Raw genomic sequence first — 25,638 nt, forward strand, 5'->3', positions numbered from 1 at the left:
CGCCGGGGCGGCGTATTGACTGGCGACGAGTCTATCGTATTTCGCGGTCCGCAAAACCTGGCTTTCCGGCAGAGGTTCGCGGCGGCGGTCCATTTGCTATCCTTGGTGATCCTGTTCGCCCGGCCCGGCCGGGGCGAGGTTCCGACGCCCGCTTCATGCTCCATCTCTTCTATTCGAACCGTCACGAGACGCTGGCCGACGCGCTGCTCGAGGATCTGGCCGCGTTCCCGGCCCGCAACGGCCTGTGGGCGCCGCAACAGGTCATCGTGCCGAGCGCGGCGCTGCGCCGTCGTCTCGAGCTCGACATCGCCGCACGCAACGGCGTGTGCGCGAACGTCGAGTTCACGTATCTCGCGCAGTGGCTGTGGGCGCAGATCGGCCGCGTGATGGAGGTGCCCAAGCGTTCGCCGTTCGCGCCCGACCGTCTCGTGTGGCGCTGCTACCGGCTGCTCGCGCAGGCGGCCGGCGGCGCGCCATGGCTCGCCTCGCCACGGCTGGCCGCGTACCTGTCCGCCTCCGACGATGCGATGCGCTACGAGCTCGCGCACCGCGTCGCGGCCGTGCTCGATCATTACCTGACCTATCGCCCCGAATGGCTGGCCGCCTGGCAGGCCGGCGAATCCGTGCTCGCGGGCGACGCCGCACGCGACGACGAGCGCTGGCAGGCCGCGCTGTGGCGCGCGCTGCTCGCCGAGCTGAGCGACAGCGGCACGCCGCCCGCGCACCGTTTCCTCGTCGAGGCGCGCCATCTCGATGCCGAAACGGTCGCGTGCGCAGACTGGCCGGAATCGGTCAGCGTGTTCGCGCTGCCGACGATGCCGCCGCTGCACGTCGCGTTGCTGCGCGAGCTGTCGCGCTGGATCGACGTGCGCGTCTATGCGCTGAACCCGTGCCGCGAATTCTGGTTCGACATCGTCACGGCCGCGCACGCCGAGACACTCGATGCGGCCGGGCGGCTCGACTATCAGGAAGTCGGCCATCCGCTGCTCGCCGAGTGGGGCCGGCAGACGCAGGCGCAGCTGCACATGCTGCACGAGCTGACTGAAAGCGCCGCGTCGGGCGATGCCTCGCGCTTCGTCGAGAATCCCGCGCCCACGTGGCTCGCACGCGTGCAGAACGCGATCCTCGAGCTGCGGCCGGAGGCCGAAACCGGCGACACGCCGGCCGAGCGCGGCATCGAGGTGCACGTGTGCCACAGCCTCGCGCGCCAGCTCGAGGTGCTGCACGACCGCCTGCTCGCGTGGTTCGACGCCGATGCGAGCCTGCAGCCGTCCGACGTGCTGGTCGCGGTGGCCGACCTCGCGGCGGCCGGGCCGCTGATCGATGCGGTGTTCGGCACGGCCGGCGCCGGCGGCGCGCGCGTGCCTTACCGGATCACCGGCCTGCCGCCGTCGCAGGCGAACCCGGTCGCCCGCGTGCTGCTCGACTGGCTCACGTTGCCGGAACGGCAGGTCGGCGCGCCGGAGTTGGTCGAATGGCTGCGCGTCGATGCGGTGGCCGCGCGATACGACATCGACGCGGCCGCGCTCGAGACGGTGCAGACCTGGCTCGCGGCCGCCGGCGCGCGGCGCGGGCTGTCGCCGCTTGTCAGCGACGACGCGGCCGTGCCCGCGCCGCGCCATACGTTCTCCGATGCGCTCGCGCGGCTCTTTCTCGGCTATGCGATGCCGGAAGGCGCGGCGCCGATCGGCGCGTGGCTGCCGATCGAGGCGGCCACGGGCAGCGAGGCCGAACTGCTCGGCCGGCTGGCGCGCTTTACCGACGATCTCGACGGCTTCGCGCGTCGCCTGGCCGAATCGCACACGCCGAGCGGCTGGAGCGAACTGTTCGCCGATACGCTCGCGCGCTTCTTCGATTCGGGCGCCGCATATGCGGACGCGCTGGCCGGCGTGCGCGATGCGCTCGACGCGATGCTGGCCGCGATGACGGAAGGGGCGCCCGACGAAGCGTTGCCGGCCGCGGTCGTCCGCGCGGGGCTGGCCGCGGCGCTCGACGATCCGGCGCGCGGCGGGGTGCCGTGGGGCGGCGTCACGTTCTCGTCGCTGACGAGCCTGCGCGGGCTGCCGTATCGCGTCGTCTGTCTGCTCGGGATGGACGACGGCGTGCTGCCGAGCCTCGCGCGCGCGGACGAATTCGACCTGATGGCCGTGTTGCCGAAGCTCGGCGACCGGCAGCGCCGCGACGACGAGCGCAACCTGTTTCTCGACCTGCTGCTGGCCGCGCGCGACCGGCTGCTGATCGCCTATACGGGCCGCAGCATCCGCGACAACGCGCCGTTGCCGCCCGCGGCGCTCGTCGACGAACTGCTCGATCATCTGGCGATCGTCACGGCCGGGCCCGACGCCGCGCCGGACGCCGTCGATGCCGCGCGGCGCGCGTTCATCGTCGAGCATCCGCTGCAACCGTTCGCGGCCGCGTATTTCCAGCCCGGCAGCGCGCTCGTGTCCTACGACGCCGAGCGGGCGACGCTCGCGTCGCTGCTCGCCGCCGAAGCGTCGCGCGACGGCCCGCGCGAATTGCCGTTCTTCGCGCAGCCGCTGCCGGCCGAACCGGTCGAGCCCGTCGCGTTCAGCGAATTCGAACGCTTCTGGCGCCATCCGGCGCGCGCGTTGCTGCGCGGCCGGCTCGGCATCGTGCTTGCCGACGCGCAGGCCGAACTGCTCGATACGGAACCGTTCTCGCTCGACTTCGCCGGCAGTGATGCGCTCGCCGAGCGCGTGTTGCCGCTGTTGATCGAATCGGACGAGGGCACGGTGCATGACCACGCGCTGCGCATTGCCGATGCGAGCCCCGAACTGCCGGGCGGCGCGACGGGCACGGTGTGGCGCGATCAGGCGCTCGGCTCGATGACGCAGCTTGCGTCGAGCGTGCGCCGCGCGCTGGCCGACGGCATCGAGCGGCGGCCGTTCTCGCTCACGGTCGTGCCGGCATGGCCCGATACGGAGCAGGCGTTGTTCGGCACGGACGACGCGATGCTGTCGGCCGACGCGGTGAGCGCGCCGCTCGAATTGCAGGGCACGCTGAACCGGTTGACGCCGGCCGGGCAGATCATCTATCGCTACGCACGACCGAGCGCGCGCGACTATCTGTCCGCCTGGCTCGCGCATCTCGTGTACTGCGCGGTCGAGCCCGGCGGGCCGCGCCGCACGCTGTGGTTCGGCAGCGGCGGCGCGTTCGAGCTGACGCCCGTCGCGGCGCCGCTGGAACGGCTCGCGCCGCTTGCCGCGCTGTTCCGCGCGGGGCGGCGGATGCCGCTGCGGTTCTTTCCGCGCAGCGCATGGGCGCGGGTGTCCGACGGCGAGGCCAAGGCCGCGAGCGTGTGGATCAACGAACGTGTCGTGAGCGAAGCGGACGATCCGGCGATCGCGATCGCATGGCGCGGTGCGCACCCGTCGCTCGACGAGCCGTTCGGCACATTGGCGCGGCTCGTGTTCGAGCCGCTGATCGAGCATCTGAAGGAGGTTGCATGAGCGCCGTGTCGCAGCCGCAGCAGGCGCTCGAACTCGACGTGTTCGCGTGCCCGCTCGACGGCGTCAACCAGATCGAGGCATCGGCCGGCACCGGCAAGACCTGGAACATCTGCGCGCTGTACGTGCGCCTGCTGCTCGAGAAGGATCTCGGCGCGGACGAAATCCTCGTCGTGACCTTCACGAAGGCGGCGACGGCCGAGCTGCACGAGCGGATTCGCAGCCGGCTCGCGCAGCTTGCGCATGCGCTCGATACGGGCGACGACGGCGGGGACCCGTTCATCTCGCGCCTGCTCGAGACCACGCTCGGCGCAGACGGCGCGCTCGACCCCGAGACGGCCGCGAAGCGCATCCGGCGCGCGCTGCGCGCGTTCGACCAGGCCGCGATCCATACGATTCACGCGTTCTGCCAGCGTGCGTTGCAGGAAGCGCCGTTCGCCGCCGCGATGCCGTTCGCGTTCGACATGGAGGCCGACGATGCGTCGCTGCGCTTCGAACTCGCGGCGGATTTCTGGCGCACGCGCGTCGAACCGGCGGCCGCGCGCTGGCCGGGTTTCGCGACCTGGCTCGTCGAATCGGGCGCCGGCCCGGCCGCGCTCGATGCGCAGCTTGCGCGCCGGCTGAAGAAGCCGCTCGCCGCGCTGCGCTGGGACGGCGTGACCGAGCCGGACGAGTCGGCCGAGGCCGCCGCGGCCGAATGCTTCGCCGAGGCGGCGCGGCTGTGGGCGGCCGAGCGCGAGACGATCGACGCGTTGCTGCGCACGGCGCAGCCCGCGCTCAACCAGCGCTCGCACAAGCCCGATGCGGTCGCCGATGCGCTGGCCGCCTGGACGGCGCATTTCGCGCAGGGCGACGCGACGGCCGCGCTGCCGAAAGCCGCGCTGAAGCTCACGCAATCCGCGCTGACGAAAGCGACGAAGAAAGGCGGCGTGACACCCGAGCACGCGTTCTTCGACGTCGCCGATGCGCTCGAAGCCGCGGTGGCCGCCGCCGAGGCCACGCAGCGCGCGCGCTGGCTCGCGCTGATCGCCGACTGGCTCGACGTGGCGCCGGGCGAGCTGGCCGAGCGCAAGCGCACGCGGCGCGTCGTGTCGTTCGACGATCTGCTGGCTAACCTGTACCACGCGCTGCATGCGCATCCGTGGCTCGCCGAGACGCTGCGCGCACGCTATCCGGCCGCGCTGATCGACGAGTTCCAGGATACCGACCCGCTGCAGTTCGCGATCTTCGACCGGATCTTCGCGCCGGCCGGCCCGCTGTTCCTGGTCGGCGATCCGAAGCAGGCGATCTACAGCTTTCGCGCGGCCGATCTGCATACCTATCTGGCGGCGCGCGCACGAGCGAGCGCGTGCTACACGCTCGCGGTCAACCAGCGTTCGACGCCCGCGATCGTCGACGCATGCAACCGCTTCTTCATGTCGAATCCGCGCGCGTTCGTGCTCGACGGGCTCGACTATTACGCGGTGCGTGCCGGCACGCGCGTGCGCGCGCCGTTCGTCGACGAAACCGATCCGGGCCCGTCCGGCGACTTCCGGGTCTGGGCATTGCCGGGCGGGGAAGGTACGTTGCTCAAGCGCGATGCGCAGGCACAGGCCGCGCAGGCGTGTGCCGCCGAGATCGCGCGGCTGATGCGCGGCGCGCGCGAAGGGCACGTGCGGCTCGGCGACACGCCGCTGTCGCCGGGCGACATCGCGGTGCTCGTGCAGACGCACCGGCAGGGCAGTCTCGTGAAACGCGTGCTCGCCACCTGGGGCATCGGCAGCGTCGAGCTGGCGCAGGCGTCGGTGTTCTCGACCGGCGACGCCGAGCAGCTCGAACGCGTGCTGGCGGCGATCGATGCGCCGGGCGACCTGCGGCGCCTGCGCGCGGCGCTCGCATCCGACTGGTTCGGCCTCGATGCTGGTGCACTGTGGCGGATGGAGCAGGGCGACGGCGACGCGTCGAGCGGCGCGTCCGACAGCACCGACGCGATGAGCTGGGTCGAGCGCTTCTCGCGCTATCGGCTGCTGTGGCGCGAACGCGGTTTCGCGGTGATGTGGCGCACGTTCACGCGCGAGCTGCGGATCGCCGAGCGGCTGATGGCCGGTGCGGACGGCGAGCGTCGTGTGACCGACATCAACCATCTGGCCGAACTGACGCAGGCGCGCGCTTCCGCGCAGCCGGGCATCGCGCCGACGCTGCGCTGGCTCGCCGCGCAACGGCTCGACGGCGGCGGCGAGGAAGCGCAGCTGCGGCTCGAATCCGATCGCAACCTCGTGCAGATCGTGACGGTGCACAAGTCGAAGGGGCTTGAATACGCAATCGTGTTCTGTCCGTTCCTGAACGACGGCGGATTGCGCGAACCGCCTGCGTCCGCGTTGCCCGATGCGCGCGAGTATCACGACGAAGCGGGCGACGCCGTGCTGCATTACGGATGCGACGACGAGGCGGCCGCGCACGCGGCGCGGCAGGCGTTGCGCGAGCAGGCCGCGGAACGCGCGCGGCTCGTCTACGTGGCGCTCACGCGTGCGGTCTATCGTTGTTATGTCGTTGCCGGGCCGTACCTGTCGTCGCGCTCGACGCGCGAAGCGCGGCGCAGCGTGCTCAACTGGCTCGTCGCCGGCGCCGGCCAGTCGTTCGATGCGTGGCTCGACGAACCGCCCGACGAGGCTGCGCTCGAGGCGGCGTGGCGCGCGCTCGCGGGCGGCCCCGTGAGCGTCGCGCCGCTGCCCGTGCCCGCGCGCCGCGAGCGTCTCGCGGCGGGGCACGACGCCTCGCAGACGCTCGCGGCGCGCCACGCGACGCGTGTGCTGCGCGACGCGTGGCGGATGGCGAGCTTCAGCTCGCTGACCGAGTCGATGGCGCGCGAGGAGGCGGGCGTCGCGGCCGTGCCCGACGACGAACTGCGGCCCGATCACGATGCGCTTGCCGAGGTGACGCCGGACGGCGAATGGCACTTCTCGGAGCCGGCCGCGGCGGAACCGCCGGACGACGACATCCTCGTGTTCCCGCGCGGGGCCGCGGCCGGCGAATGCCTGCACCGCCTGTTCGAACTCAGCCGCTTCACGGAGCCCGAGTCGTGGCACGCGGCCGCGCTCGGCGCGCTGCATGACCGGCCGGTCGAGGCGGAGCCCGAGCTCGCTACCCGGCTGCCGGCGATGATGGCGCAGCTGGTCGACGATGTCGTGCACACCGAGCTCGTGCCGGGCATGCGGCTCGCCGATCTCGATCCGGCGAAGCGGCTCGACGAAATGGGGTTCCTGTTCCCGGCACCGTCGCTCGACCTGGCGGCGCTGCGCCGCTTGCTGGTCGCGCACGGCTATCCGGACGTCGCACTGGAGGCGGGCACGCTCGCCGGTTTCATCAAGGGTTTCATCGACATGATCGTCGAACACGACGGCCGCTTCTGGATCGTCGACTGGAAGTCGAACCATCTCGGCACGACGCCGGATGCCTACGGTCCGCGCGCGCTCGACGTCGCGATGGCCGATCACGCGTATCACCTGCAGGCGCTGCTCTACACGGTCGCGCTGCATCGCTACCTGCGCGGACGGCTGCCCGACTACGACTACGATACGCACATCGCGGGCTACCTGTACCTGTTCGTGCGCGGCGTGCGGCCCGGCTGGCGCAGCGGCGGCGAGCCGTCCGGCGTGCATGCCCGCCGGCCCGCGCGTGCGCTCGTCGAGGCCCTCGACCGCATGATGGAAGGGAGGCGCGCATGAACGCGTCGGACGACACGCTCGAATTCACCGGCGGCCTCGTCGCGCGGCTGCCCGAGCCGGCCGATTTCGGCATCGCGCTTGCGGAAGGCTTCGCGCGTCGCATCGGCGAACTCGCGCGGCGCGCCGGCGCGCCGTCGGCCGCGGCACGCTGGGCGGCGCGCGCCGCGTTCGCGACGAGCCGCGCGACGGCCGGCGGCCACGTGTGCGTCGCGCTCGGCGCACTCGCGCAGCGCTACGACGCACCGCTCGACGAGGTGCGCGCCGCGCTTGCCGCGAGCGGCGTGGTCGCGTTCGGCACGCTGGCGCGCGGCGACGAGCGGCCGCTGATCGTCGACCGGCACGATCACCTGTACCTGTCGCGCTATTTCGATTACGAACGGCGGCTTGCCGATGCGCTCGTCGCACAGGCCGGGGTTGCCGGTCCGGACGAAGGCCTGTCGCCCGACCGGCTGCGCGACAGTCTCGCGCGCTATTTCGGGCCGGCCAACGGCGAAGTCGACTGGCAGCGCGTGGCGGCGATCGTCGCGCTGACGGGCCGCGTGACGATCGTCAGCGGCGGCCCCGGCACGGGCAAGACGACGACGGTCGTCGGCGTGCTGGCCTGCCTGCTCGACGCGCACCCGGGGCTGCGCATCGCGCTGGCCGCACCGACCGGCAAGGCCGCGCAGCGGATGCAGGAAGCGCTGCATGCACGGGCCGGCGACCTGCCGCCCGAACTCGCGGCACGCCTGCCCGACACGTCGTATACGCTGCACCGGCTGCTGGGCGGCGGCGGGGCGGCCGGCTTCCGCCATCATCGCGACAATCCGTTGCCGTACGACCTGATCGTCGTCGACGAGGCGTCGATGATCGACGTCGCGCTCGCCGCGCATCTGCTCGACGCGCTTGCGCCGGGCGCACGGCTCGTGCTGCTCGGCGACAAGGATCAACTGGCCGCGGTCGAAGCGGGGGCCGTGTTCGCCGAGTTGAGCGCGCGGCCCGCCTTTACGGCTGCGGCGCGCACGCGCATCGCACAGGCGCTCGGCATCGACGAGGCGACGTTCGTCGCGGCGTTGCCGGTGCCGGACGAAGCCGCAATCGCCACCGCGGCGGGTGTGCCGACCGCACGTCCGGCTTCCGTTTCGGCGCAGGCGTTGCCTTCGGCATCGGCTTCCGTTTCCCGCAAACCGGCGTCGCGGCAGAAGGCCGATCCGCGACAGGCATCGCTCTTCGACGACGAACCGCAGGATGACGAGGTTTCGTCGGCCGAGATCGTATCGCCACCGCCGGCAGTCCCGGCGCCGGCCGATATCGGCGGCACCGTTACCGCGGGGGAGACACCCGCATGGATCGAAGTCGACGAACTCGCATGGCTCGATGCCGTCGAACTGCCGCCGTTCGACGCGGGCGACGCGGCGCTCGCATCGGTGACGGCAGCGACCTCCGCATCGACCGGCGAAGTCGACGCCGCAGCCGCCGTCGCGCACGCGCCGGCGCCGCTCGCGGACTGCGTCGTCTGGCTCGAACGCAACTACCGTTTCGGTCTCGATTCGCCGATCGGGCGGCTGTCGGTCGCGATCCGCGGCGGCGACGTGCAGGCCGCACTGGATGCGCTGCCCGCCGACGATACGGCCGCCGCGTCGTTCCACGACGATGCGGGCGATACGCTTGCATCGTCGACGGTCGAGCGGCTCGCGCGGCGGTTCGGCGCTTACCTCGACGCGTTGCGCGCCGCGCTGGACGCGCCGGTGCCCGATCCGCTGCCGCTGTTCGATGCGCTCAACCGGTTCCGAATCCTGTGCGCGACCCGCAACGGCTCGCGCGGCGCGGAGCACGTCAACGCGCTGGTGGCCGCGCACGTGCGGCACGCGGCGCGCGTGCCGCTCGCGGTCGGCGCGCACTGGTTCACCGGGCGGCCGATCATGGTGACGCGCAACGACTACGCGCTCGGGCTGTTCAACGGCGACATCGGCATCGCGTTGCCCGATGCGCACGGCGTGCTGCGCGTGTGGTTCCGGCGCGCGGACGGCACCGCGCGTGCGGTGTCGCCGGCCGCGCTGCCGCCGCACGAGACGGCGTTCGCGCTGACCGTCCACAAATCGCAGGGCTCGGAATTCGACGAAGCCGCGCTCGTGCTGCCGGCCTCGTTCAGCCGGGTGCTCACGCGCGAGCTGGTCTATACGGCCGTCACGCGTGCGCGCACGCGGGTGCAGGTGATCGGGCCGCGGCGCGTGCTGGCGCAGGCGGTCGCGACACGCACGCAGCGCGATTCGGGGCTCGCGGCGCGCGTCGACGAAGCGCTCGCGCGACGCCGCACGGAGGTTTCGCGATGATGATCCGCTATACGCTCGATCCGGCCGAGGTCGAATGGACGGCCGTGCGCGCACAGGGCGCGGGCGGGCAGAACGTGAACAAAGTGTCGAGCGCGATTCACCTGCGCTTCGACATCCGTGCGTCGTCGCTGCCGCCGGTGATCAAGGAGCGGCTTCTCGCGCTGTCCGACCAGCGCATCACGCGCGACGGCATCGTCGTGATCAAGTCGCAGGAATATCGCACGCAGGAGAAGAACCGCGAGGCCGCGCTGGCGCGACTCGATTCGCTGATCTCCAGCGTCGCGTTCACGCCGCGCGCACGCGTGGCGACGCGGCCGACGCGTGCGTCGAAGGAGCGGCGGCTCGAACACAAGTCGCGCCGCAGCGTGGTGAAGTCCGGAAGAGGGAAGGTGATCGACTGACGAATGAACGGCCGGCGGCGCGCGCGGCTAGCGCATCACCGTTCCCGCGCTGTCGAGCACGAAGTCGACGCAGAACACGACGAGCCGGCTCCGTGCGCGGATCGCGACGGCGGCCGTGTAGCAGTCGCGGCCTTCCGTCAGCGAGAAATGCGGGCCCATCAGCGCGACGCGTCCGGGTGCGGCGATCGCGCGCTGGAAGTACGGGCGCCGCGACCAGTTGCTGTGGGTTTCCGGGAACAGCGGCGCGAGGCGGGCGGCGACTGCCTGACCGTCGTCGGGCCGCGCGGTGATCGACGGCAGGAACTGCTCGCCGATCTCGTCGGTGACGAACACGCGGCGCGCGGCCGGCACCGTGAACACGCGTTGGGCGGCATCCTGCAGATTGCCGCTGGCGGAAAAGGCGGCCGCACCGCCCAGCACGAGTCGTTCGATCGCATCGAAGCCCGGCTGCTCGGCGATGACCGGCGGGCGCCGGCGTGCGATGAAGCGCTGCCACGCGGCGTCGAGCATCGCGGGCGCGGCCGCGCTCGCATGCGCGATCGACGCATCGGGCTGGCCGAACTGGAAACCCTGCACGAAATCGATATCGGCCTCCATCAGCGTCTGCAGCGCGTCGTCGCTTTCGACGCCTTCGGCCAGCACCATCGCGCCGGCCTGGTGCAGCATCGACACGAGGTGATGCATGATGCGGCGATCGTCGGCCGACCCGGTCGCGCGTTCGACGAGCGAGCGGTCGAGCTTGACGATGTCGGGCCGTGCGCGCCAGACGCGGTCGAAATTCGAGAATCCGGTGCCGAAATCGTCGATCGCGATCAGGAAATCGCGATGCTGGATCATGTCGATCGTGCGGGCGAGCGCGGCTTCGTCGCGCGCCGGTTGCTCGACGACCTCCAGCACGATGCGGTTCGGCGGCAACCCGAAATGCCGGCACAGCGCCTCGACGAACTCGCGCTGCACGAGGCCCGTATCGAGTACGCGCGGCGTCACGTTCAGGAACAGCCAGCCGTCGCCGATTCCCTGCGCGACGAAGTTGGCCGTGTGCAGGCAGCGCGCGAGCCGGTCGAGCAGCAGCGCGTCGGCGTCGGCACGCGTCTTGTCGAAGAGGGCGGTGGGCGAGAGCAGCGTGCCGTCCGCGTCGACGACGCGCAGCAGCGCTTCGTAGCCGACGACGCGCTTGTGCGTGATCGACAACACGGGCTGGAACACGCTGCGCAGCGTCGTGGTGCGAAAGGTGGCGACCCAGCCGCCGGGCGTCGGCGTCAGGCGTTCGAGCAGGGAGTCGAGAGACAGGTCGCGGGCGGGCTTCATGTCAACGGTGCCCGGGGGCGTACGGTGGCGCGGGAGCGGGCCGCCACGCCGATGCGGTCGCACGCGCAGGCGGACGCGAAAGAACGTGGTACATCGAGGCCGCCTCGTGCGGATAAGTGTTTCGAGTGTACCGGGATTGCAGCGGCGCGCGTATCAGGGTAACTCCAGACGCAAACGGTACACGGCCCGGCCATGGCAACGGCGCGGGGGGGCCGGGTGCCGTTCGCGTGCGTGCCGCGCATGACCGTCACGCAGCGGCGGGCGCTGCCGGCGCACATGACAACCCGACCGCATGGCGAATGGTAAAGGGCGGGGGACGAAAAATCCCGGCGGCGGAGACAGGCGCGAACGAGATCCGCCGTCGGATGAATGCGGGTGCGCGGTGCCGCCATCCGCGATGCGTTGGCGCCCGCGCCCGGATCCTCAGGCCGCTTCGCCGCCGCGCGGCCGGATGCCGGGAATCCGCTTGATCACGCCGGTCGCGAGCGCGGTGCCGACGAGTACGATCGCGCAGCCTTCGATCATGACGGCCGACACGTGTTCGCCCAGGAACAGCGCGCCCCACAGCAGCCCGAACACCGGGATCACGAACGTCACGGTAATCGCGCGGGCGGGGCCGACATGCGCGATCAGGTAGAAGAAGATGAAATACGCGATGCCGGTGCACGCGATGCCGAGGGCGAGTACCGCGCCCCAGGCGTGGGCGCTGACCGGCGCCGCCGGCCAGGTAGCGATCGCGAACGGCAGCAGCAGGAGGGTCGAGCCGATCATGCTGCCGGCCGCGTTGACGAGCGGATCGACGCCACCGAGCGTGCGCTTCGTGTAATTGGCCGCGATGCCGTACAGCAGCGTCGCGCCGAGCGCCGCGGCGGCAGCGAGCGCGGTCGCGCTGGCGCCCGTGTCGCCGTGCGCGTTCGCGATCTGGTTCCACACGAGCGTGAGGACCCCGGCAAAGCCGATCACGAGGCCGAGCGCACGCGGCAACGACAGCTTGTCCTTCAGCCACAGGTACGCGACGAGCGCGCCCCACAGTGGCGTCGTCGCATTGATCACCGACGTGAGCCCGGCCGACAGCGTCAGCTCGGCGAACGCGAACAGGCAGAACGGGATGCCCGAGTTCAGTGCGCCGACGACGAACAACGGCCACGCATGGCGGCGCAATCGCGCACCGAGGTCGGCGGGTTTGAAGCGCGTCAGCGCGAAGCCGGTGAGAAACAGCGCGCCGATGCCCACGCGCAACGCCATCAGCGGCGCGACGCCGAGATCGATCACGCCGATCCGGATGAACAGGAACGACGCGCCCCACAGGGCAGCGAGCACGGTCAGCAGGAAGGCGTTCTTGGGTGACATCGATCGTGAGGGCGGAGACGGGATGCGATGAATCTTACACCGCGTTACCGCACCGTCGTTTCACGATTCGATGAAACGACAAGAAACGGGAATATCGCCGGTCGAGGGGGCAGGGGGCCACCCGTCGGCGGCCGTGCCCGGTCAGTGATGGCGCCAGCCGCCGCGTCCGCCGAAGCCGAAATTGAGCGACAGCGCCGGGCCCCAATAGCCGCCCCAGGCAGGCGCGTAGGCCGGCGCCGGATAGTAGTAGGCGGGGCCGGGATCGACGTACACGGGCGCCGGCTGCACCGGCGCGGCCGTGTAATAGCCGCCGGGATAATAGCCGTACGGGTAGTAGCAGCCGGCGAGCGTCGTGCAGGCGAGCGCCGCCGCGACGAGGGTCCTGTTCATGATGTCTCTCCGGCGGAGTCGGCAATCGGCAGATGCTTAAGCTTAGGCCGCGCGCCGATGACACGGTGTGCAAAACGGTAACCGATCATTTCCGGGTGGCTGCCGCGCCTATTGCGGCGCCGCATGCGAAAACGGCGCTTCCGCATCGCGGAAACGCCGTCTGGACGAAGGTTGCGCCGGGTCCGGCCGGCGGCTTACTTGCCGACCTGGTTACCGATGATGCCGCCGGCTGCCGCACCGCCGAGCGTCGACAGCGCGCTGCCGCCGATCGCCGCGCCGGCGACGCCGCCGACACCCGCGCCGATTGCCGTGTCGCGCTGACGTCGTGACATCGAATCGCAGGCCGACAGGCTGGCCACCGTCGCGACGAGAAGCGCGCATACCCCAAAACGCCGAATCGAGTTCATGATCGTTGTCCTTGTGGTAGTGAGCGGAGGTCGCGCGACCGGCTGGCGGCCGCGCATGACCCCAATCTACGCGCCGCCTGGCGGTGCTGCTGTAAGGACTTGTTAAGGCTTGCGCGGTTTCGTAATCAATTGTTTCCCGTGCCGCCGCAGGCACGCGACGTGCGCAAAAAAGCCCGCTCGAAAGCGGGCTTCGTGCATCGCGATGCGACCCGGCGCGGATCGCTGCTTGCGCTTACTGACGGTGATAGATCTCGGCGCCGGTCTTGACGAACTCGACCGCCTTCACTTCCATCCCTTTCTTCAGCGCCTCGGTTTCCGACACGCCCTGCTGTGCCGCGAACTCGCGCACGTCCTGCGTGATCTTCATCGAGCAGAAGTGCGGGCCGCACATCGAGCAGAAGTGCGCGACCTTCGCCGAATCCTTCGGCAGCGTTTCGTCGTGGAATTCGCGCGCCTTGTCCGGATCGAGACCGATGTTGAACTGATCTTCCCAGCGGAACTCGAAGCGTGCCTTCGACAGCGCGTTGTCGCGCACCTGCGCGCCTGGGTGACCCTTGGCGAGGTCGGCGGCGTGCGCGGCGAGCTTGTACGTGATGATGCCTTCCTTCACGTCGTCCTTGTTCGGCAGGCCGAGGTGTTCCTTCGGCGTCACGTAGCAGAGCATCGCGGTGCCGAACCAGCCGATCATCGCCGCGCCGATGCCCGACGTGATGTGGTCGTAGCCCGGTGCGATGTCGGTCGTCAGCGGCCCGAGCGTGTAGAACGGCGCTTCCTTGCACCAGTCGAGCTGGAGATCCATGTTCTCCTTGATCAGCTGCATCGGCACGTGGCCGGGGCCTTCGATCATCACCTGCACGTCGTGCTTCCACGCGATCTGCGTGAGCTCGCCGAGCGTCTTCAGCTCGCCGAGCTGCGCTTCGTCGTTCGCGTCGTAGATCGAGCCGGGACGCAGGCCGTCGCCGAGCGAGAAGCTCACGTCGTACGCCTTCATGATCTCGCAGATCTCTTCGAAGTGTTCGTACAGGAAGCTTTCCTTGTGATGCGCGAGGCACCACTTCGCCATGATCGAGCCGCCGCGCGACACGATGCCCGTCATCCGGTTCGCGGTGAGCGGCACGTACTGCAGGCGCACGCCGGCGTGGATCGTGAAGTAGTCGACGCCTTGCTCGGCCTGCTCGATCAGCGTGTCGCGGAAGATTTCCCACGTGAGGTCCTCGGCCTTGCCGTTGACCTTCTCGAGCGCCTGGTAGATCGGCACCGTGCCGATCGGCACCGGGCTGTTGCGGATGATCCACTCGCGCGTTTCATGGATGTGCTTGCCGGTCGACAGGTCCATCACCGTGTCGCCGCCCCAGCGGATCGCCCACGTCATCTTGTCGACTTCCTCGCCGATCGACGACGTGACGGCCGAGTTGCCGATGTTCGCGTTGATCTTCACGAGGAAGTTGCGGCCGATGATCATCGGCTCGGATTCCGGGTGGTTGATGTTCGCGGGGATGATCGCGCGGCCGCGTGCGACTTCGTCGCGCACGAATTCCGGCGTGATCTCGGCCAGCGCATTCGCGCCGAAGGCCGCGGCGCCGAATGCCTGGCCCGGGTGCTGGCGGCCCATCATCGCGGCGAGCTTCGCGCCGTTCGGGCCGCTCGACTTCAGGCTCTCGATGTATTCGGCGCGGCGCTGGTTCTCGCGGATCGCGATGTACTCCATTTCCGGCGTGATGATGCCCTGGCGCGCGTAGTGCATCTGCGTGACGTTCTTGCCGGCCTGGGCGCGACGCGGGTTGCGGTGCAGGCCGGGGAAACGCAGGTCGGCCGTGGCCGGATCGGCCGCGCGCTCGAGGCCGTACTGGCTCGACAGGCCGGAGAGCACGTCGGTGTCGCCGCGTGCCTCGATCCAGCGTTGGCGCAGCGCGGGCAGGCCCGCACGGATGTCGATCTTCGCGTCCGGATCGGTGTAGGGGCCCGACGTGTCGTACACGTAGATCGGCGGATTCTTTTCGCCGCCGAAGCCGGTCGGCGTGTCGGCCTGCGTGATTTCGCGCATCGGCACGCGGATGTCGGGCTGCGAGCCGGTGACGTAGACCTTGCGCGAATTCGGCAGCGGCGCGACGGCAGCCGCGTCGACGTGGGCGTCGGCGGACAGAAACTTCGGATTGGCGTTCATTCGATCTCCTGTGTCGGCCCGAGTCGGCGCTTCGGCGCTTACTCGGGCCCCATGCAAAGCAATTGTGGGGCGCGAGCTAAGCAGGAGACGAGATTCGTGAGGCGGCGGGTTTCGTCAGAGGGATGGCGGCGAAATCCGTACGCTTCCCTGCGCTGGCATTATCCAGATCAGGTTCAAAGGGTATTTCTCACCCGCAATGCCGGTTGTTTGACCGGGCGCATTGCAGGACCCCCGCGTTAGCAAGGGCACACGATACACCGGCTTGGCGGCGGTTTCAACCGGGAGCGGAGCGGATGCCGCCGGGCGATCGCTTGATCGCCGCGGCCGGACCGGGCGGGGTGCGCCGCAGCAATCGCGGCCGCCGAACGGCTTCCCGGTGGGGCCGCCCAGGGTCGAGCGGTGCAGCATTCGCGTCTTCATTTTCGGCGTCTAGAATTTTTTTTGACATCGCTGTCATTTCCGGCGGTGTGCTCCGTCTATTCGGCTCCTAAACCCATGTAGTGGAGAGATGTCATGAAAAACGTATTCCTGGTTGCCTGTGTCGCCGCGCTTGCCACGATCGCAACGGGCGCATATGCGCAGAACGATGCGATGTCGAAGGACGGCATGTCGATGTCGAAGGACGCGATGGGCCACGACGCGATGGCCAAGGACGGCGCGATGAAGAAGGACGGCATGAAGCACGACGCGATGAAGAAGGACGCGATGGGCCACGACGCGATGTCCAAGGGCGACGCGATGAAGAAGGACGCCATGAGCCCGTCGAACTGACGAATGCGCGGGGCGCGACCGGCAACACGCATCGCGTCCCGCCCCGACGCCTCAATCCGGGAGTCTTCATCATGCAAACGGTTCCTGTCACGGATCGCACGAGCACGCCGCCGCCCGCGCCCACGATTCATCCGCCGTGGGTGCGCGTGAGCCACTGGCTCAACGCGCTCGCGGCGATCCTGATGGCGCTGTCGGGCTGGCGCATCTACGACGCGTCGCCGATCTATCCGTCATTCACGTTCGCGCACGGCATCACGCTTGGCGGCTGGCTCGGCGGCGCGCTGCAATGGCATTTCGCGGCGATGTGGCTGCTGGTCGCCAACGGGCTGTTCTACCTCGCGATGTCGATCGCGACGGGGCGCTTCGCGCGCAAGCTGCTGCCCGTCACGCCGGCATCCGTATGGCGCGACATCCGCGCCGCGCTCGGCGGGCGGCTCGCGCATGACGACCTGAGCGTCTACAACGCGGTGCAGCGTGCCGCGTACCTGACCGCGATCGTCGATCTCGTCGTGCTGGTGCTGTCGGGGCTCACGATCTGGAAGTCCGTCCAGTTTCCGCTGCTGCGCGAACTGTTCGGCGGCTACGACAACGCGCGCGTCGTGCATTTCTGGGCGATGTCGCTGCTGGTCGCCTTCTTTGTCGTCCATGTCGCGATGGCGCTGCTGGTGCCGCGCTCGCTGCTCGCGATGCTGCGCGGCCGCTGACCTGCCCACCGCGGGCGAAGGAAATCATCATGTCGGAATCCGAAAAAAGCCGCGACGAGCCGCGCTGGACGCTCGACCGCAAGTCGCTCGAACTCGACGTGCGCCGCGAGCTCGAGATGCCGTCGCGGCGGCTCTTCAACCGGCGCGTCCTGACGCTCGGCGGCCTCGCGATGCTGACCGGCTGCACGTTGCAGGACGACGCGTCGGTCAACACGTTTCTCGAGAAAGTGTCGCGCATGAACGATCGCGTGCAGGCTTGGTTGTTCAACCCCGACCGGCTCGCGCCGACCTACACCGAGGCCGACATCACGCGTCCGTTCCCATTCAACGCGTACTACGGGATCGACGAAGTGCGGCATGTCGATGCGTCGACGTATCGCCTCGTGCTGTCCGGCCGCGTGACGGGCAAGCGCGTGTGGACGCTCGACGAGCTGCGCGCGCTGCCGCATGCGGAACAGATCACGCGGCACATCTGCGTCGAAGGGTGGAGTGCGATCGGCCGCTGGGGCGGCACGCCGTTCGGCGCGTTCCTCGCGCGCGCCGGCGCCGACACGCGGGCGAAATACGTCGGCTTCAAGTGCGCGGACGATTATTACGAAAGCATCGACATGCCGACCGCGCTGCATCCGCAGACGCTGCTCGCGCTCGAGTACGACGGCCGCCAGTTGCCGCCGGAGTACGGCTTCCCGATGAAGCTGCGGATGCCGACCAAGCTCGGTTACAAGAATCCGAAGCACATCATGGAAATCTTCGTGACCGATACGTTCCCGGGCGGCTACTGGGTCGATCAGGGCTACAACTGGTTCGGCGGATCGTGAGCGGCGCGCGGGGCGCGCGCGTCCGGCACGCGGATTCGCGCACCTGAAGATCGACAGGCGGGCCGACCGCAGCGGCCCTGTTCGCGAACGCGTCGAGCCCACCCGTCGTCCGTCACGACCGGCGCGACGGACGGACCGGCGCGCACGGCGGGCCGTTTGGCCGACGCCGGATTCGACGGCCCCGGATTGCGCGGGTGCGCGCGCGTTATCGGCGCCGGTTCCGCGCGCGTTCCGCTCATCCGGCCCCGGATTTCATCCGCGTGCGGGCCGAAAAATGTCGCGCCGAAACGTCAGTCTTTATGCTTTCAGACAGGTCTGACGATGCTTTCGAATCCTTGATGCCATAATGCCGAGCGTGTGCAGCCGAAGCGGGTGCGCACGTTTTTTTTGTCCCTCTGCCGCCGCTCGCCGGTTCTCTTTCGTCGCCGTTCGCACTGCCATGTCGTTCCGCACGTTCGCTCTGCCTTTCCGGTCCCGCCAGGACCGTTTGCCGGCATGGCCGGCGTCTTTCAGCGGGGCACGCGGCGTGACGTGCGGGCGGGCTGCACGATGACGCCGCTCGACCGCCTGCTCGATTTCCTCGCGCGCTTTTCGTTCCGGATCCGCCTGCCGCAAAGCCGCGGCGGCCGGGTCGCGCTGGCGCTCGTGTTCATCTATTTCGTCTGGGGTTCAACCTACAGCGGCCTGCATTTCGCGCTGCAGTCGTTCCCGCCGCTGCTGCTGTCGGGGCTGCGCAACCTGCTCGGCGGGATCGGCCTGTTCATTTTCGCGCTGCGACGCAAGCCCGAATGGCCGACGCTGCTCGAAATTCGCAACGCGGGGATTGTCGGCACGATGCTCGTCGCGCTGTCGTCCGGCACGATCGCGCTGGGGATCAGCTCGGTCAGCAGCGGCTCGGCCGCGGTGATGGTGGCGACCGTGCCGCTGTTCGCGACGGTGATCGCGGCGGTGGCCGGGCGGCCCGTGACGAAGGGCGAGTGGGCGGCCGTCGCGCTCGGGATGGTCGGTATCGTCGTGCTGAACTCGGGTGGCGCGGCGGCCCGGAATTCGGCACTGGGCACGATCTGCGTGCTGGCCGGCGCGCTGTTCTGGGCGGGCGGCGCGCACCTCGCGACGCGGCTCAGGCTGCCGTCGGACCTGTTCCTGTCGACGTCGCTGCAGATCGGCCTCGGCGGCCTGATTTCGACGCTCGTCGCCTGGCTGATCGGCGAACGCATCGAACAGGTGATGGTGGGGCCGGTGTTCGCGTTCCTGTACCTGATGGTGTTCTGCACGATGGCCGCGTATGTCGCGTACGGCTATCTGATCCGCCATACGAGCCCGATCATCGCGAGCAGCTGCATGTACGTGAACCCGATCGTCGCGGTCGCGCTCGGTGCGCTGCTGCTCGGCGAGCCGGTGACGATGGCGACCGTGGTCGCGACCGTCGCGATCCTCGGCAGTGTCGCGCTGTCGTTCGTGTTCGATCCGGCGCGTCGGCCGGCGGCACGGGCGGCGGCCGACGGTTCGGCGGCCGTGGCGGCCGAGCACGCGCCGGCGGCGGCGGCCGATGCCGCCCCCGAGCAGATCGCGATTCCCGAAGCGGCGCCGATCCTCGCGCCTTCCGCCGTTCCGCTCGCGGTGCCGGCGCCGGCTGCCGTGATGGATCCCGCCGCGGTGATCGACCCGGCACCGGCGTTCGCGCCGCCGCCCGTCGACGAACCGGCCGTGCCGCGCGCCGACGCGTGACACCACGGTGGCCGGCCGCGCTCAGCCGTGCCGGCCGCCGCGATGGTGGGACCAGCCCGCGAGCGCGGCGAACAGCAGCCCCGTCGCGCACATGCCGGTCCAGCCGAACGCATGCCATGCGGCAACCCCGGCCGACGAGCCGAGCGCGCCGCCGATGAAGTAACACACCATGTACACCGTGTTCACGCGGCTGCGCGCGTCGGGCTTCAGCGCGTAGATGCGCGACTGGTTGGAGATCTGCGCGGCCTGTACGCCGACATCCAGCACGATCACGCCGATCACGAGTCCGGCGAGGCTCGAACCCGACACCGCAAAAATCACGAATGACAACGCCAACAGCGCGATCGCGAGCGAGATGATCGCGCGCGGGCCGCGCGTGTCCGCGAAGCGGCCGGCGTACGGCGCCGCGAGCGCGCCGGCCGCCCCGACGATCCCGAACAGGCCGGCAGCCTGCGGGCCGAGATGGAACGGCGCGCCGGCGAGCAGCAGCGTCAGCACGGGCCAGAACGCGCTGAACGCCGCGAACAGCGCGGCGCCCGTCAGCGACGCCTCGCGCAGCCCGCGCAGTTCGACGGCCAGATGCCACATCGAGCCGAGCAGCTTGCCGTACGACAGTGTCGACGTCGGCGAACTGCGCGGCAGCCGCATCACGATCACGGCGGCGAGCACGACGAGTGCCGCGACCGACGCGGCGAACACCGCGCGCCAGCCGAAATACTCGGCGACGAAACCGGCGGCCGTGCGCGCGAGCAGGATGCCGAGCAGCAGGCCGCTCATCACGGTGCCGACTGCATGCCCGCGTTCGGCGGGCGGCGCGATTTCGGCGGCGAACGGCACGGCCTGCTGCGCGATGGTCGCGAGGACGCCGATCGCGAGGCTCGCGGCGGCGAGTACGGCCAGCGACGGCGCGGTGGCCGCCACGATCAGCGCGACCGACAGGCCGGCGATCTGCATCAGGATCAGCCCGCGGCGGTCGAACCGGTCGCCGAGCGGCGCGAGCAGGAACATGCCGGCCGCATAACCGAGCTGCGTCGCGGTCGGCACCGCGCCGATCCATGACGCGCCGTCGGGAAAAGTCGAGCGGAAGCTGTCGAGCAGCGGCTGGTTGTAGTAGATGTTCGCGACCGATACGCCCGCGATCGTCGCGAGCAGCAACAGCAGGCTGCGCGAGTAGTGGGGCGAGGCGGTGTCGGTCGGACGGTCGGTGGAGGCGGTGGACATGGCTGCGCGGACGAAGTTGGACGGCGTGGCAAGCGTCGGGTGCACAGGCGGGCCGAGCGCCGGTCGAGGCTGCCGATCATACCGGAGCGACGCGAATCCTGCCGGGCAGGCGACGAACCGGCCGCCGCCCGCCGTCGTGCGTGCCGCAAGCCGTCAGTCGACCAGTTCGCCCGTCGGTTCGTAGAACGGATACGGGCCGGCGCCTTCGTCGACGTACACGTGATGCGACGTCATCCCCGTATCGGGCGCATAACGATGGACCGCGAACGCCGGCGGTTCGAGCCGGAACGCGGACGGCGCGTCGGCCCGCAGGTCGAACGCCACCTGATGTGCGGGCGACGGCACCGCCGCCGCGAGCGTGCCGCCGAAGCGCGTGAACATCGTGCGGTGCACGTGGCCGCACAGCACCCGCTCGACGTTCGGATGACCGCGCAGCAGCGCGTCGAGTTTCGCGGCAGCGGCCGGCGCGAGGCGCAGCTTGTCCATATGGCCGATGCCCGCCACGAACGGCGGGTGATGCAGCGCGACGATCACCGGCCGGTCGCGTGCGGCGTCGAGCTGCGCGGCGAGCCACGCGAGCCGTGCGTCGCACAGATCGCCGTGACTCGCGCCGGGCACCTGCGAATCGAGCGCGAGCACGCGCACCGCGCCGACGTCGAGCGCGTACTGCACGAATGCGCCGTCCTGCAATTCGGCGCGCGCGGCAAACGCACGGCGCAGCCCGGCGCGGTCGTCGTGGTTGCCGATCATCAGGTAGTACGGAATCTCGAGCGCCGCGAGCAGCCCGCGCAGGTTGCCGTACTCTTCGTCGTGGCCGAAGTCGGTCAGGTCGCCGGTGACGAGCACGGCGTCGGGACGCGGCTCGAGCGCGTTCAGCTTCGCGATGCAGCGCGCAAGCGCGGCCGCCGTGTCGACGCGCCGGTACGCGAGCTGGCCCGGACGCTTGATGTGGAGATCGCTGATTTGAGCAAGCAGCATCGTCGTTCCTCGGAATCGTCTGTTTGTTGTCGCGGCGCTATCGTGCGCCGCGGTGGGGGCTGCGGGAATGATGCCCGAACGACGGGTCACGCGCCGAGCGCGATCAGGCCTTCCGGTGCGATCATGAGGCCGACCGCCGTGCCGCGTGCGAGCGCGATGCGGCCCGGCACGTCGATCACGAGCGCATCGGGTGCCGCGTGTTCGATCGTGAGCCGCGTGCGCTCGCCGAGGAACGCGCACGCGCCGACCGCGCCGCGCAGCGGCGCATGCGCGGGATCGGCGAGCTGCGCGTCCTCCGGGCGGAAGAACCATTCGTCGGCGGCGTGCGGCGTCGCGATCGCGCCGCCCGTCGTCACCAGCGCGCCGTCGCGCCATTGCCCGGCGAGCCGGTTCAGCGTGCCGATGAACTGTGCGACGGTGCGGTTCGCCGGGTGGTAGTAAATGTCGCGCGGCGTGCCGATCTGCTCGATGCGGCCCGCGCCCATCACGACGATCCGGTCGCCGAGTTCCATCGCCTCGGCCTGGTCGTGCGTCACGTAGACGGTCGTCACGCCGAGCTCGCGCAGCAGCGTGTTCATCTCGCGGCGCAGCACGTCGCGCAGTTTCGCGTCGAGCGCGGTCAGCGGTTCGTCGAGCAGCAGCACGCGCGGCCGCACCGCGAGCGCGCGGGCCAGCGCGACGCGCTGGCGCTGGCCGCCCGACAGCTGATCGACCGGCTTGTCCGCATGCGTGTCGAGCCGCATCATCGCGAGCAGTTCGTCGACGCGTTCACGCAGCGCGCGCGGCTCGGTCTTGCGGATCTTCAGCCCGTAGCCGACGTTGCCGCGCACCGTCAGGTTCGGAAACAGCGCATAGTTCTGGAACACCATGCCGACCTGCCGGCGCTCGATCGGCAGCGCGGTGACGTCGTCGTTGCCGAACGCGATCGTGCCGCCGGCGTCCGGCGTGTCGAGGCCCGCGATCAGGCGCAGCGTGGTCGTCTTGCCGCAGCCTGACGGCCCGAGCAGCACGAGTGTCTCGCCCGCGCCGATCGACAGGTCGAGCGGTTCGAGTACGCGCGTGCCGCGGAACGTCTTCGCGCAACGGGTCAGGGTGATGGGAGTGGAATCGAGTTTCATATCAGCGAAAAATTCAGCGCGGGCGCTGCTTGAGCGCACGCGTGCCGGACGGATCGACGCCGAGCCACTGCATCGCGACGAGGAGCGGCAGCGTCATCAGCAGGAACAGGATCGTGTACGCGCTGCCGACTTCGAGGCGCAGCGACGCATAGGTATCGGCGAGCCCGACCGGCAGTGTCTTGGTGTCGGGCGTGTGCAGCATCCACGTGAGGTTGAATTCGCCGATCGACAGCGTGAGCACCGCGAGCGCGCCCGCGACGATGCCGGGGCGCAGGTTCGGCAGCACGATCGTGACGAAGCGCGTGACGAACGACGCGCCGAGGCTCGCCGCGCCTTCCTCGAGCGTGCGCAGGTCGGCGCCGGCCGCGACGGCGGCCACCGCGCGCACCATGAACGGCAGCGTGAACACGACGTGGCCGACGACGATGAACCACAGGCTCATCCGGAACGCGGTGAAGCCGCCGTACACGACCAGCAGCGCGAGTGCCGACGCGAGCCCGGGCAGCGCGACCGGCAGCACGAGCGCCTCCTCGATCGCGCGTGCGACGCGGCTCTTGCTGCGCGCGAGCGCATAGCCGGCCGGCACGCCGGCGACGAGCACGATCGCGAGCGTCGCGAACGCGACTTCGAGCGACAGCGCGACCGAGCCGTGATACTGCTGCCACACCTGTTCGAGCCAGCGCAGCGTGAGGCCGCTCGACAGGCCGCGGAAATAGTTGACGGTCAGGCCCGCGAGCACGGACATCACGACGGGCACGATCAGGAACGCGCACAGCAGCAGCGTGACGCCCCATTGCAGCGCGGCGATCGCGCGCGCGCCCGTGACGTGCGGCGCGCGCCGCGCGACGCCGTTCGCCTGCGCGGGAGCGGGCGCCGGTGACGGCGCGGAGGAGCTGGAAAGCGATTGCATGCGGGAATCCTCAGGCCGCGGCGGCGGCGGTGTGGCCGGTGAAACGGCGCGCGAGCGCGAGCACGGCCCAGGTGACGATGCCGAGCACGATCGACAGGCCGGCCGCCGTCGCGATGTTCGCGTTCAGCGTGAATTCGGTATAGATCGTCATCGGCAGCACGTTCAGGTCGGTGGCGAGCGTGAAGGCGGTGCCGAAGGCGCCCATCGCGGTCGCGAAGCAGATCGCGCCGGCCGCGATCAGCCCGGGCGCGAGCGCGGGCAGCACGATGTCGACGAAGATGCGCCACGGCGACGCGCCGAGCGAACGCGCGGCTTCCTCGAGCGACGCATCGAGCTTCGACGCGGCCGCGATCACGGTGACGATCACGCGCGGAATCGAGAAGTACAGGTAGCCGACGAACAGGCCCGCGACCGAGTACGCGAATACCCATTTGTCGCCGGTGAGCTTTGCCGACAGCATGCCGATCAGCCCCTGGCGGCCGGCGAGCATGATCACCATGAAGCCGACGACGACGCCCGGGAACGCGAGCGGAAACGTGAGCAGCGCGAGCAGCACGCGCTTGCCGGCGAACTCGCGGCGCGCGAGCAGGAGGCCCGAGATCGTCGACAGCGCGAGCGTCGCGAGCGTGACGCCCGCGGACAGCGCGACCGTCTCGCCGAGGCTCTTCATGTAACGCGCATTGCCGAGCAGCGCCGCGTAGTGCGACAGGAACGCGCCGTCGGCGGATACCTGCACGAGCGCCGCCATCGGCAGCAGCCAGAACGCGGCGAACACCGCCAGCGCCGGCGCGACGAGCGCGACGCGCCAGCGCAGCGGAAAAGTCAGGTCGAGCATCGATTGTGTCCTGCCGCTTACTGCATCACCTGCAGGTACTGCTGGCCGAACGCCTGCTGGCCGGCCGCCATCTTGCCGAAGTCGACCGATTTCGCACGCGCATACTCGCTCGCCGGCAGGAACTTCGCGGCGACGTCGGCGCCGAGCGCCTGCGCGCGCACCGGGCGCAGGTAGGCGTTGGCCCACAGCTTCTGCCCTTCGTCCGACAGCACGAAGTCGAGCACTTTCCTGCCGTTCGCATCGTGCGGCGCACCCTTCACGAGGCTCATCACGTACGGCACGGCGATCGTGCCTTCCTTCGGAATCACGAACTCGACGTTCGCGCTGTCCTTGTACTTCGCACGATACGCATCGAAGTCGTAGTCGAGCAGGATCGGAATCTCGCCGGACAGCACGCGTGCATACGCAGTCTGTTTCGGCACGATCGGCGCATTCGCCTTCAGCTTGCGGAACCAGTCGAGGGCCGGCTTGAAGTTGTCGAGGCTGCCGCCCAACGCCTGGTTGACGGCGACCGCGCCGGCATAACCGACGAAGGCGCTCGACGGATCGAGATAACCGACCATGCCCTTGTATTCGGGCTTCAGCAGATCGGCCCACGAACGCGGCACCGGCTTGCCGTCGAGCGCGTCCTTGTTCACGAAGAAGCCGAGCGTGCCCGAGTGAATCGCGAACCAGTAGCCTTGCGGATCCTTCAGGTTCGCGGGAATGTCGTTCCAGTGCGCGGGCTTGTACGGCGCGATCACGCCCTTGTCCTTCGCCTGGAAGGCCGACGACACGCCGAGGTAGACGACGTCGGCGACCGGGCTCTTCTGTTCGGCGATCAGCTGCGCGATCGACTGGCCCGAATTCTTGTTGTCGAACGGCACGCGGATGCCGGTCTTCTGCTTGATCGCCGCGATCTGCGCGGCCCAGTCGGCCCATTCGGGCGGGCAGTTGTAGCAGATCGCCGTTTCGTCGGCGTGGGCGGCGGGCGCGCCGGCGACGAGCGCGGCAAGGGCGAGCGGCGCGGCAAGCGCGCGCAGCAGCGAGGTCAGGCGAAAGGACACGGTGGG

General features: G+C 69.9%; 19 protein-coding genes and 1 riboswitch. Of the genes, 8 read left to right on the plus strand and 11 right to left on the minus strand.

The window, feature by feature from the left end:
* The first annotated feature begins 155 nt into the window (after positions 1–155).
* From recC to arfB, 4 genes are read left to right on the plus strand one after another with little or no spacing between them, the layout of a single operon-like run.
* The gene (recC, locus tag VXM69_RS25570; RefSeq protein WP_367189429.1) at positions 156–3,470 is read left to right on the plus strand and encodes an exodeoxyribonuclease V subunit gamma; all 3,315 of its coding nucleotides are present in this window, start codon (positions 156–158) and stop codon (positions 3,468–3,470) included.
* Entirely contained in the window at positions 3,467–7,171 is a 3,705-nt protein-coding gene (gene recB / locus VXM69_RS25575; RefSeq protein ID WP_367189430.1) for an exodeoxyribonuclease V subunit beta, read from the plus strand. Before recC ends, recB begins: the two co-directional genes overlap by 4 nt.
* Positions 7,168–9,483 (plus strand): AAA family ATPase, encoded by a 2,316-nt coding sequence (locus VXM69_RS25580; RefSeq protein ID WP_367189431.1) that lies wholly within the window; start codon positions 7,168–7,170, stop codon positions 9,481–9,483. Before recB ends, VXM69_RS25580 begins: the two co-directional genes overlap by 4 nt.
* Positions 9,480–9,884, plus strand: a complete 405-nt coding sequence (arfB, locus tag VXM69_RS25585; protein ID WP_034186580.1) for an alternative ribosome rescue aminoacyl-tRNA hydrolase ArfB — start codon at positions 9,480–9,482, stop codon at positions 9,882–9,884. The genes VXM69_RS25580 and arfB overlap by 4 nt, the downstream gene beginning before the upstream one ends.
* A gap of 27 nt (positions 9,885–9,911) precedes the next feature.
* Here the strand turns inward: arfB and VXM69_RS25590 are convergent, their stop codons facing one another.
* The 5 genes from VXM69_RS25590 to thiC form a co-directional block, all read right to left on the minus strand.
* Positions 9,912–11,192: an EAL domain-containing protein gene (locus VXM69_RS25590; protein WP_049035318.1), complete on the minus strand. Its 1,281-nt coding sequence runs from the start codon at positions 11,190–11,192 to the stop codon at positions 9,912–9,914.
* 423 nt (positions 11,193–11,615) lie between these two features.
* Entirely contained in the window at positions 11,616–12,542 is a 927-nt protein-coding gene (locus VXM69_RS25595; protein ID WP_049035319.1) for a DMT family transporter, read from the minus strand.
* Positions 12,543–12,683: 141 nt separating this feature from the next.
* Positions 12,684–12,932 carry a hypothetical protein gene (locus VXM69_RS25600; protein ID WP_034186583.1) on the minus strand — a complete coding sequence of 83 codons (249 nt, stop codon included), beginning with the start codon at positions 12,930–12,932 and terminating at the stop codon, positions 12,684–12,686.
* Between the two features lie 194 nt (positions 12,933–13,126).
* Positions 13,127–13,339 (minus strand): glycine zipper 2TM domain-containing protein, encoded by a 213-nt coding sequence (locus VXM69_RS25605; protein WP_021162063.1) that lies wholly within the window; start codon positions 13,337–13,339, stop codon positions 13,127–13,129.
* Between the two features lie 232 nt (positions 13,340–13,571).
* Positions 13,572–15,503 carry a phosphomethylpyrimidine synthase ThiC gene (gene thiC / locus VXM69_RS25610; RefSeq protein WP_034186584.1) on the minus strand — a complete coding sequence of 644 codons (1,932 nt, stop codon included), beginning with the start codon at positions 15,501–15,503 and terminating at the stop codon, positions 13,572–13,574.
* Between the two features lie 126 nt (positions 15,504–15,629).
* Positions 15,630–15,746, minus strand: a riboswitch (TPP riboswitch).
* A 270-nt stretch (positions 15,747–16,016) separates the two neighbouring features.
* Between thiC and VXM69_RS25615 the strand changes: the two genes are divergently transcribed.
* From VXM69_RS25615 to VXM69_RS25630, 4 genes are all read left to right on the plus strand, one after another.
* A complete protein-coding gene (locus VXM69_RS25615; RefSeq protein ID WP_367189432.1) occupies positions 16,017–16,274 on the plus strand; it encodes a pentapeptide MXKDX repeat protein in 258 nt (85 codons plus the stop codon).
* A 71-nt stretch (positions 16,275–16,345) separates the two neighbouring features.
* Positions 16,346–16,978 (plus strand): cytochrome b/b6 domain-containing protein, encoded by a 633-nt coding sequence (locus VXM69_RS25620; protein ID WP_034186586.1) that lies wholly within the window; start codon positions 16,346–16,348, stop codon positions 16,976–16,978.
* A gap of 29 nt (positions 16,979–17,007) precedes the next feature.
* Complete coding sequence (locus tag VXM69_RS25625) at positions 17,008–17,796, plus strand: molybdopterin-dependent oxidoreductase (RefSeq protein ID WP_034186587.1); 789 nt, start codon at positions 17,008–17,010, stop codon at positions 17,794–17,796.
* A gap of 549 nt (positions 17,797–18,345) precedes the next feature.
* A complete protein-coding gene (locus VXM69_RS25630) occupies positions 18,346–19,524 on the plus strand; it encodes an EamA family transporter (protein WP_059560749.1) in 1,179 nt (392 codons plus the stop codon).
* A gap of 21 nt (positions 19,525–19,545) precedes the next feature.
* Here the strand turns inward: VXM69_RS25630 and VXM69_RS25635 are convergent, their stop codons facing one another.
* The 6 genes from VXM69_RS25635 to VXM69_RS25660 all read right to left on the minus strand — a co-directional run bounded on the left by VXM69_RS25635 (position 19,546) and on the right by VXM69_RS25660 (position 25,632).
* Entirely contained in the window at positions 19,546–20,745 is a 1,200-nt protein-coding gene (locus tag VXM69_RS25635) for an MFS transporter (RefSeq protein ID WP_059560613.1), read from the minus strand.
* A gap of 153 nt (positions 20,746–20,898) precedes the next feature.
* Positions 20,899–21,723: a phosphodiesterase gene (locus VXM69_RS25640; RefSeq protein WP_059560610.1), complete on the minus strand. Its 825-nt coding sequence runs from the start codon at positions 21,721–21,723 to the stop codon at positions 20,899–20,901.
* Positions 21,724–21,809: 86 nt separating this feature from the next.
* Positions 21,810–22,841: an ABC transporter ATP-binding protein gene (locus VXM69_RS25645; protein ID WP_367189433.1), complete on the minus strand. Its 1,032-nt coding sequence runs from the start codon at positions 22,839–22,841 to the stop codon at positions 21,810–21,812.
* Positions 22,842–22,854: 13 nt separating this feature from the next.
* Positions 22,855–23,751 carry an ABC transporter permease gene (locus VXM69_RS25650; RefSeq protein ID WP_034186591.1) on the minus strand — a complete coding sequence of 299 codons (897 nt, stop codon included), beginning with the start codon at positions 23,749–23,751 and terminating at the stop codon, positions 22,855–22,857.
* A 10-nt stretch (positions 23,752–23,761) separates the two neighbouring features.
* Positions 23,762–24,586 (minus strand): ABC transporter permease, encoded by an 825-nt coding sequence (locus VXM69_RS25655; RefSeq protein WP_034186592.1) that lies wholly within the window; start codon positions 24,584–24,586, stop codon positions 23,762–23,764.
* 17 nt (positions 24,587–24,603) lie between these two features.
* Positions 24,604–25,632, minus strand: a complete 1,029-nt coding sequence (locus VXM69_RS25660; RefSeq protein ID WP_059560605.1) for an ABC transporter substrate-binding protein — start codon at positions 25,630–25,632, stop codon at positions 24,604–24,606.
* Between the last annotated feature and the right edge of the window lie 6 nt (positions 25,633–25,638).

It is taken from the genome of Burkholderia sp. Ed8 (genome assembly GCF_040761425.1).
GTDB classification, from domain to species: Bacteria; Pseudomonadota; Gammaproteobacteria; order Burkholderiales; family Burkholderiaceae; genus Burkholderia; species Burkholderia seminalis.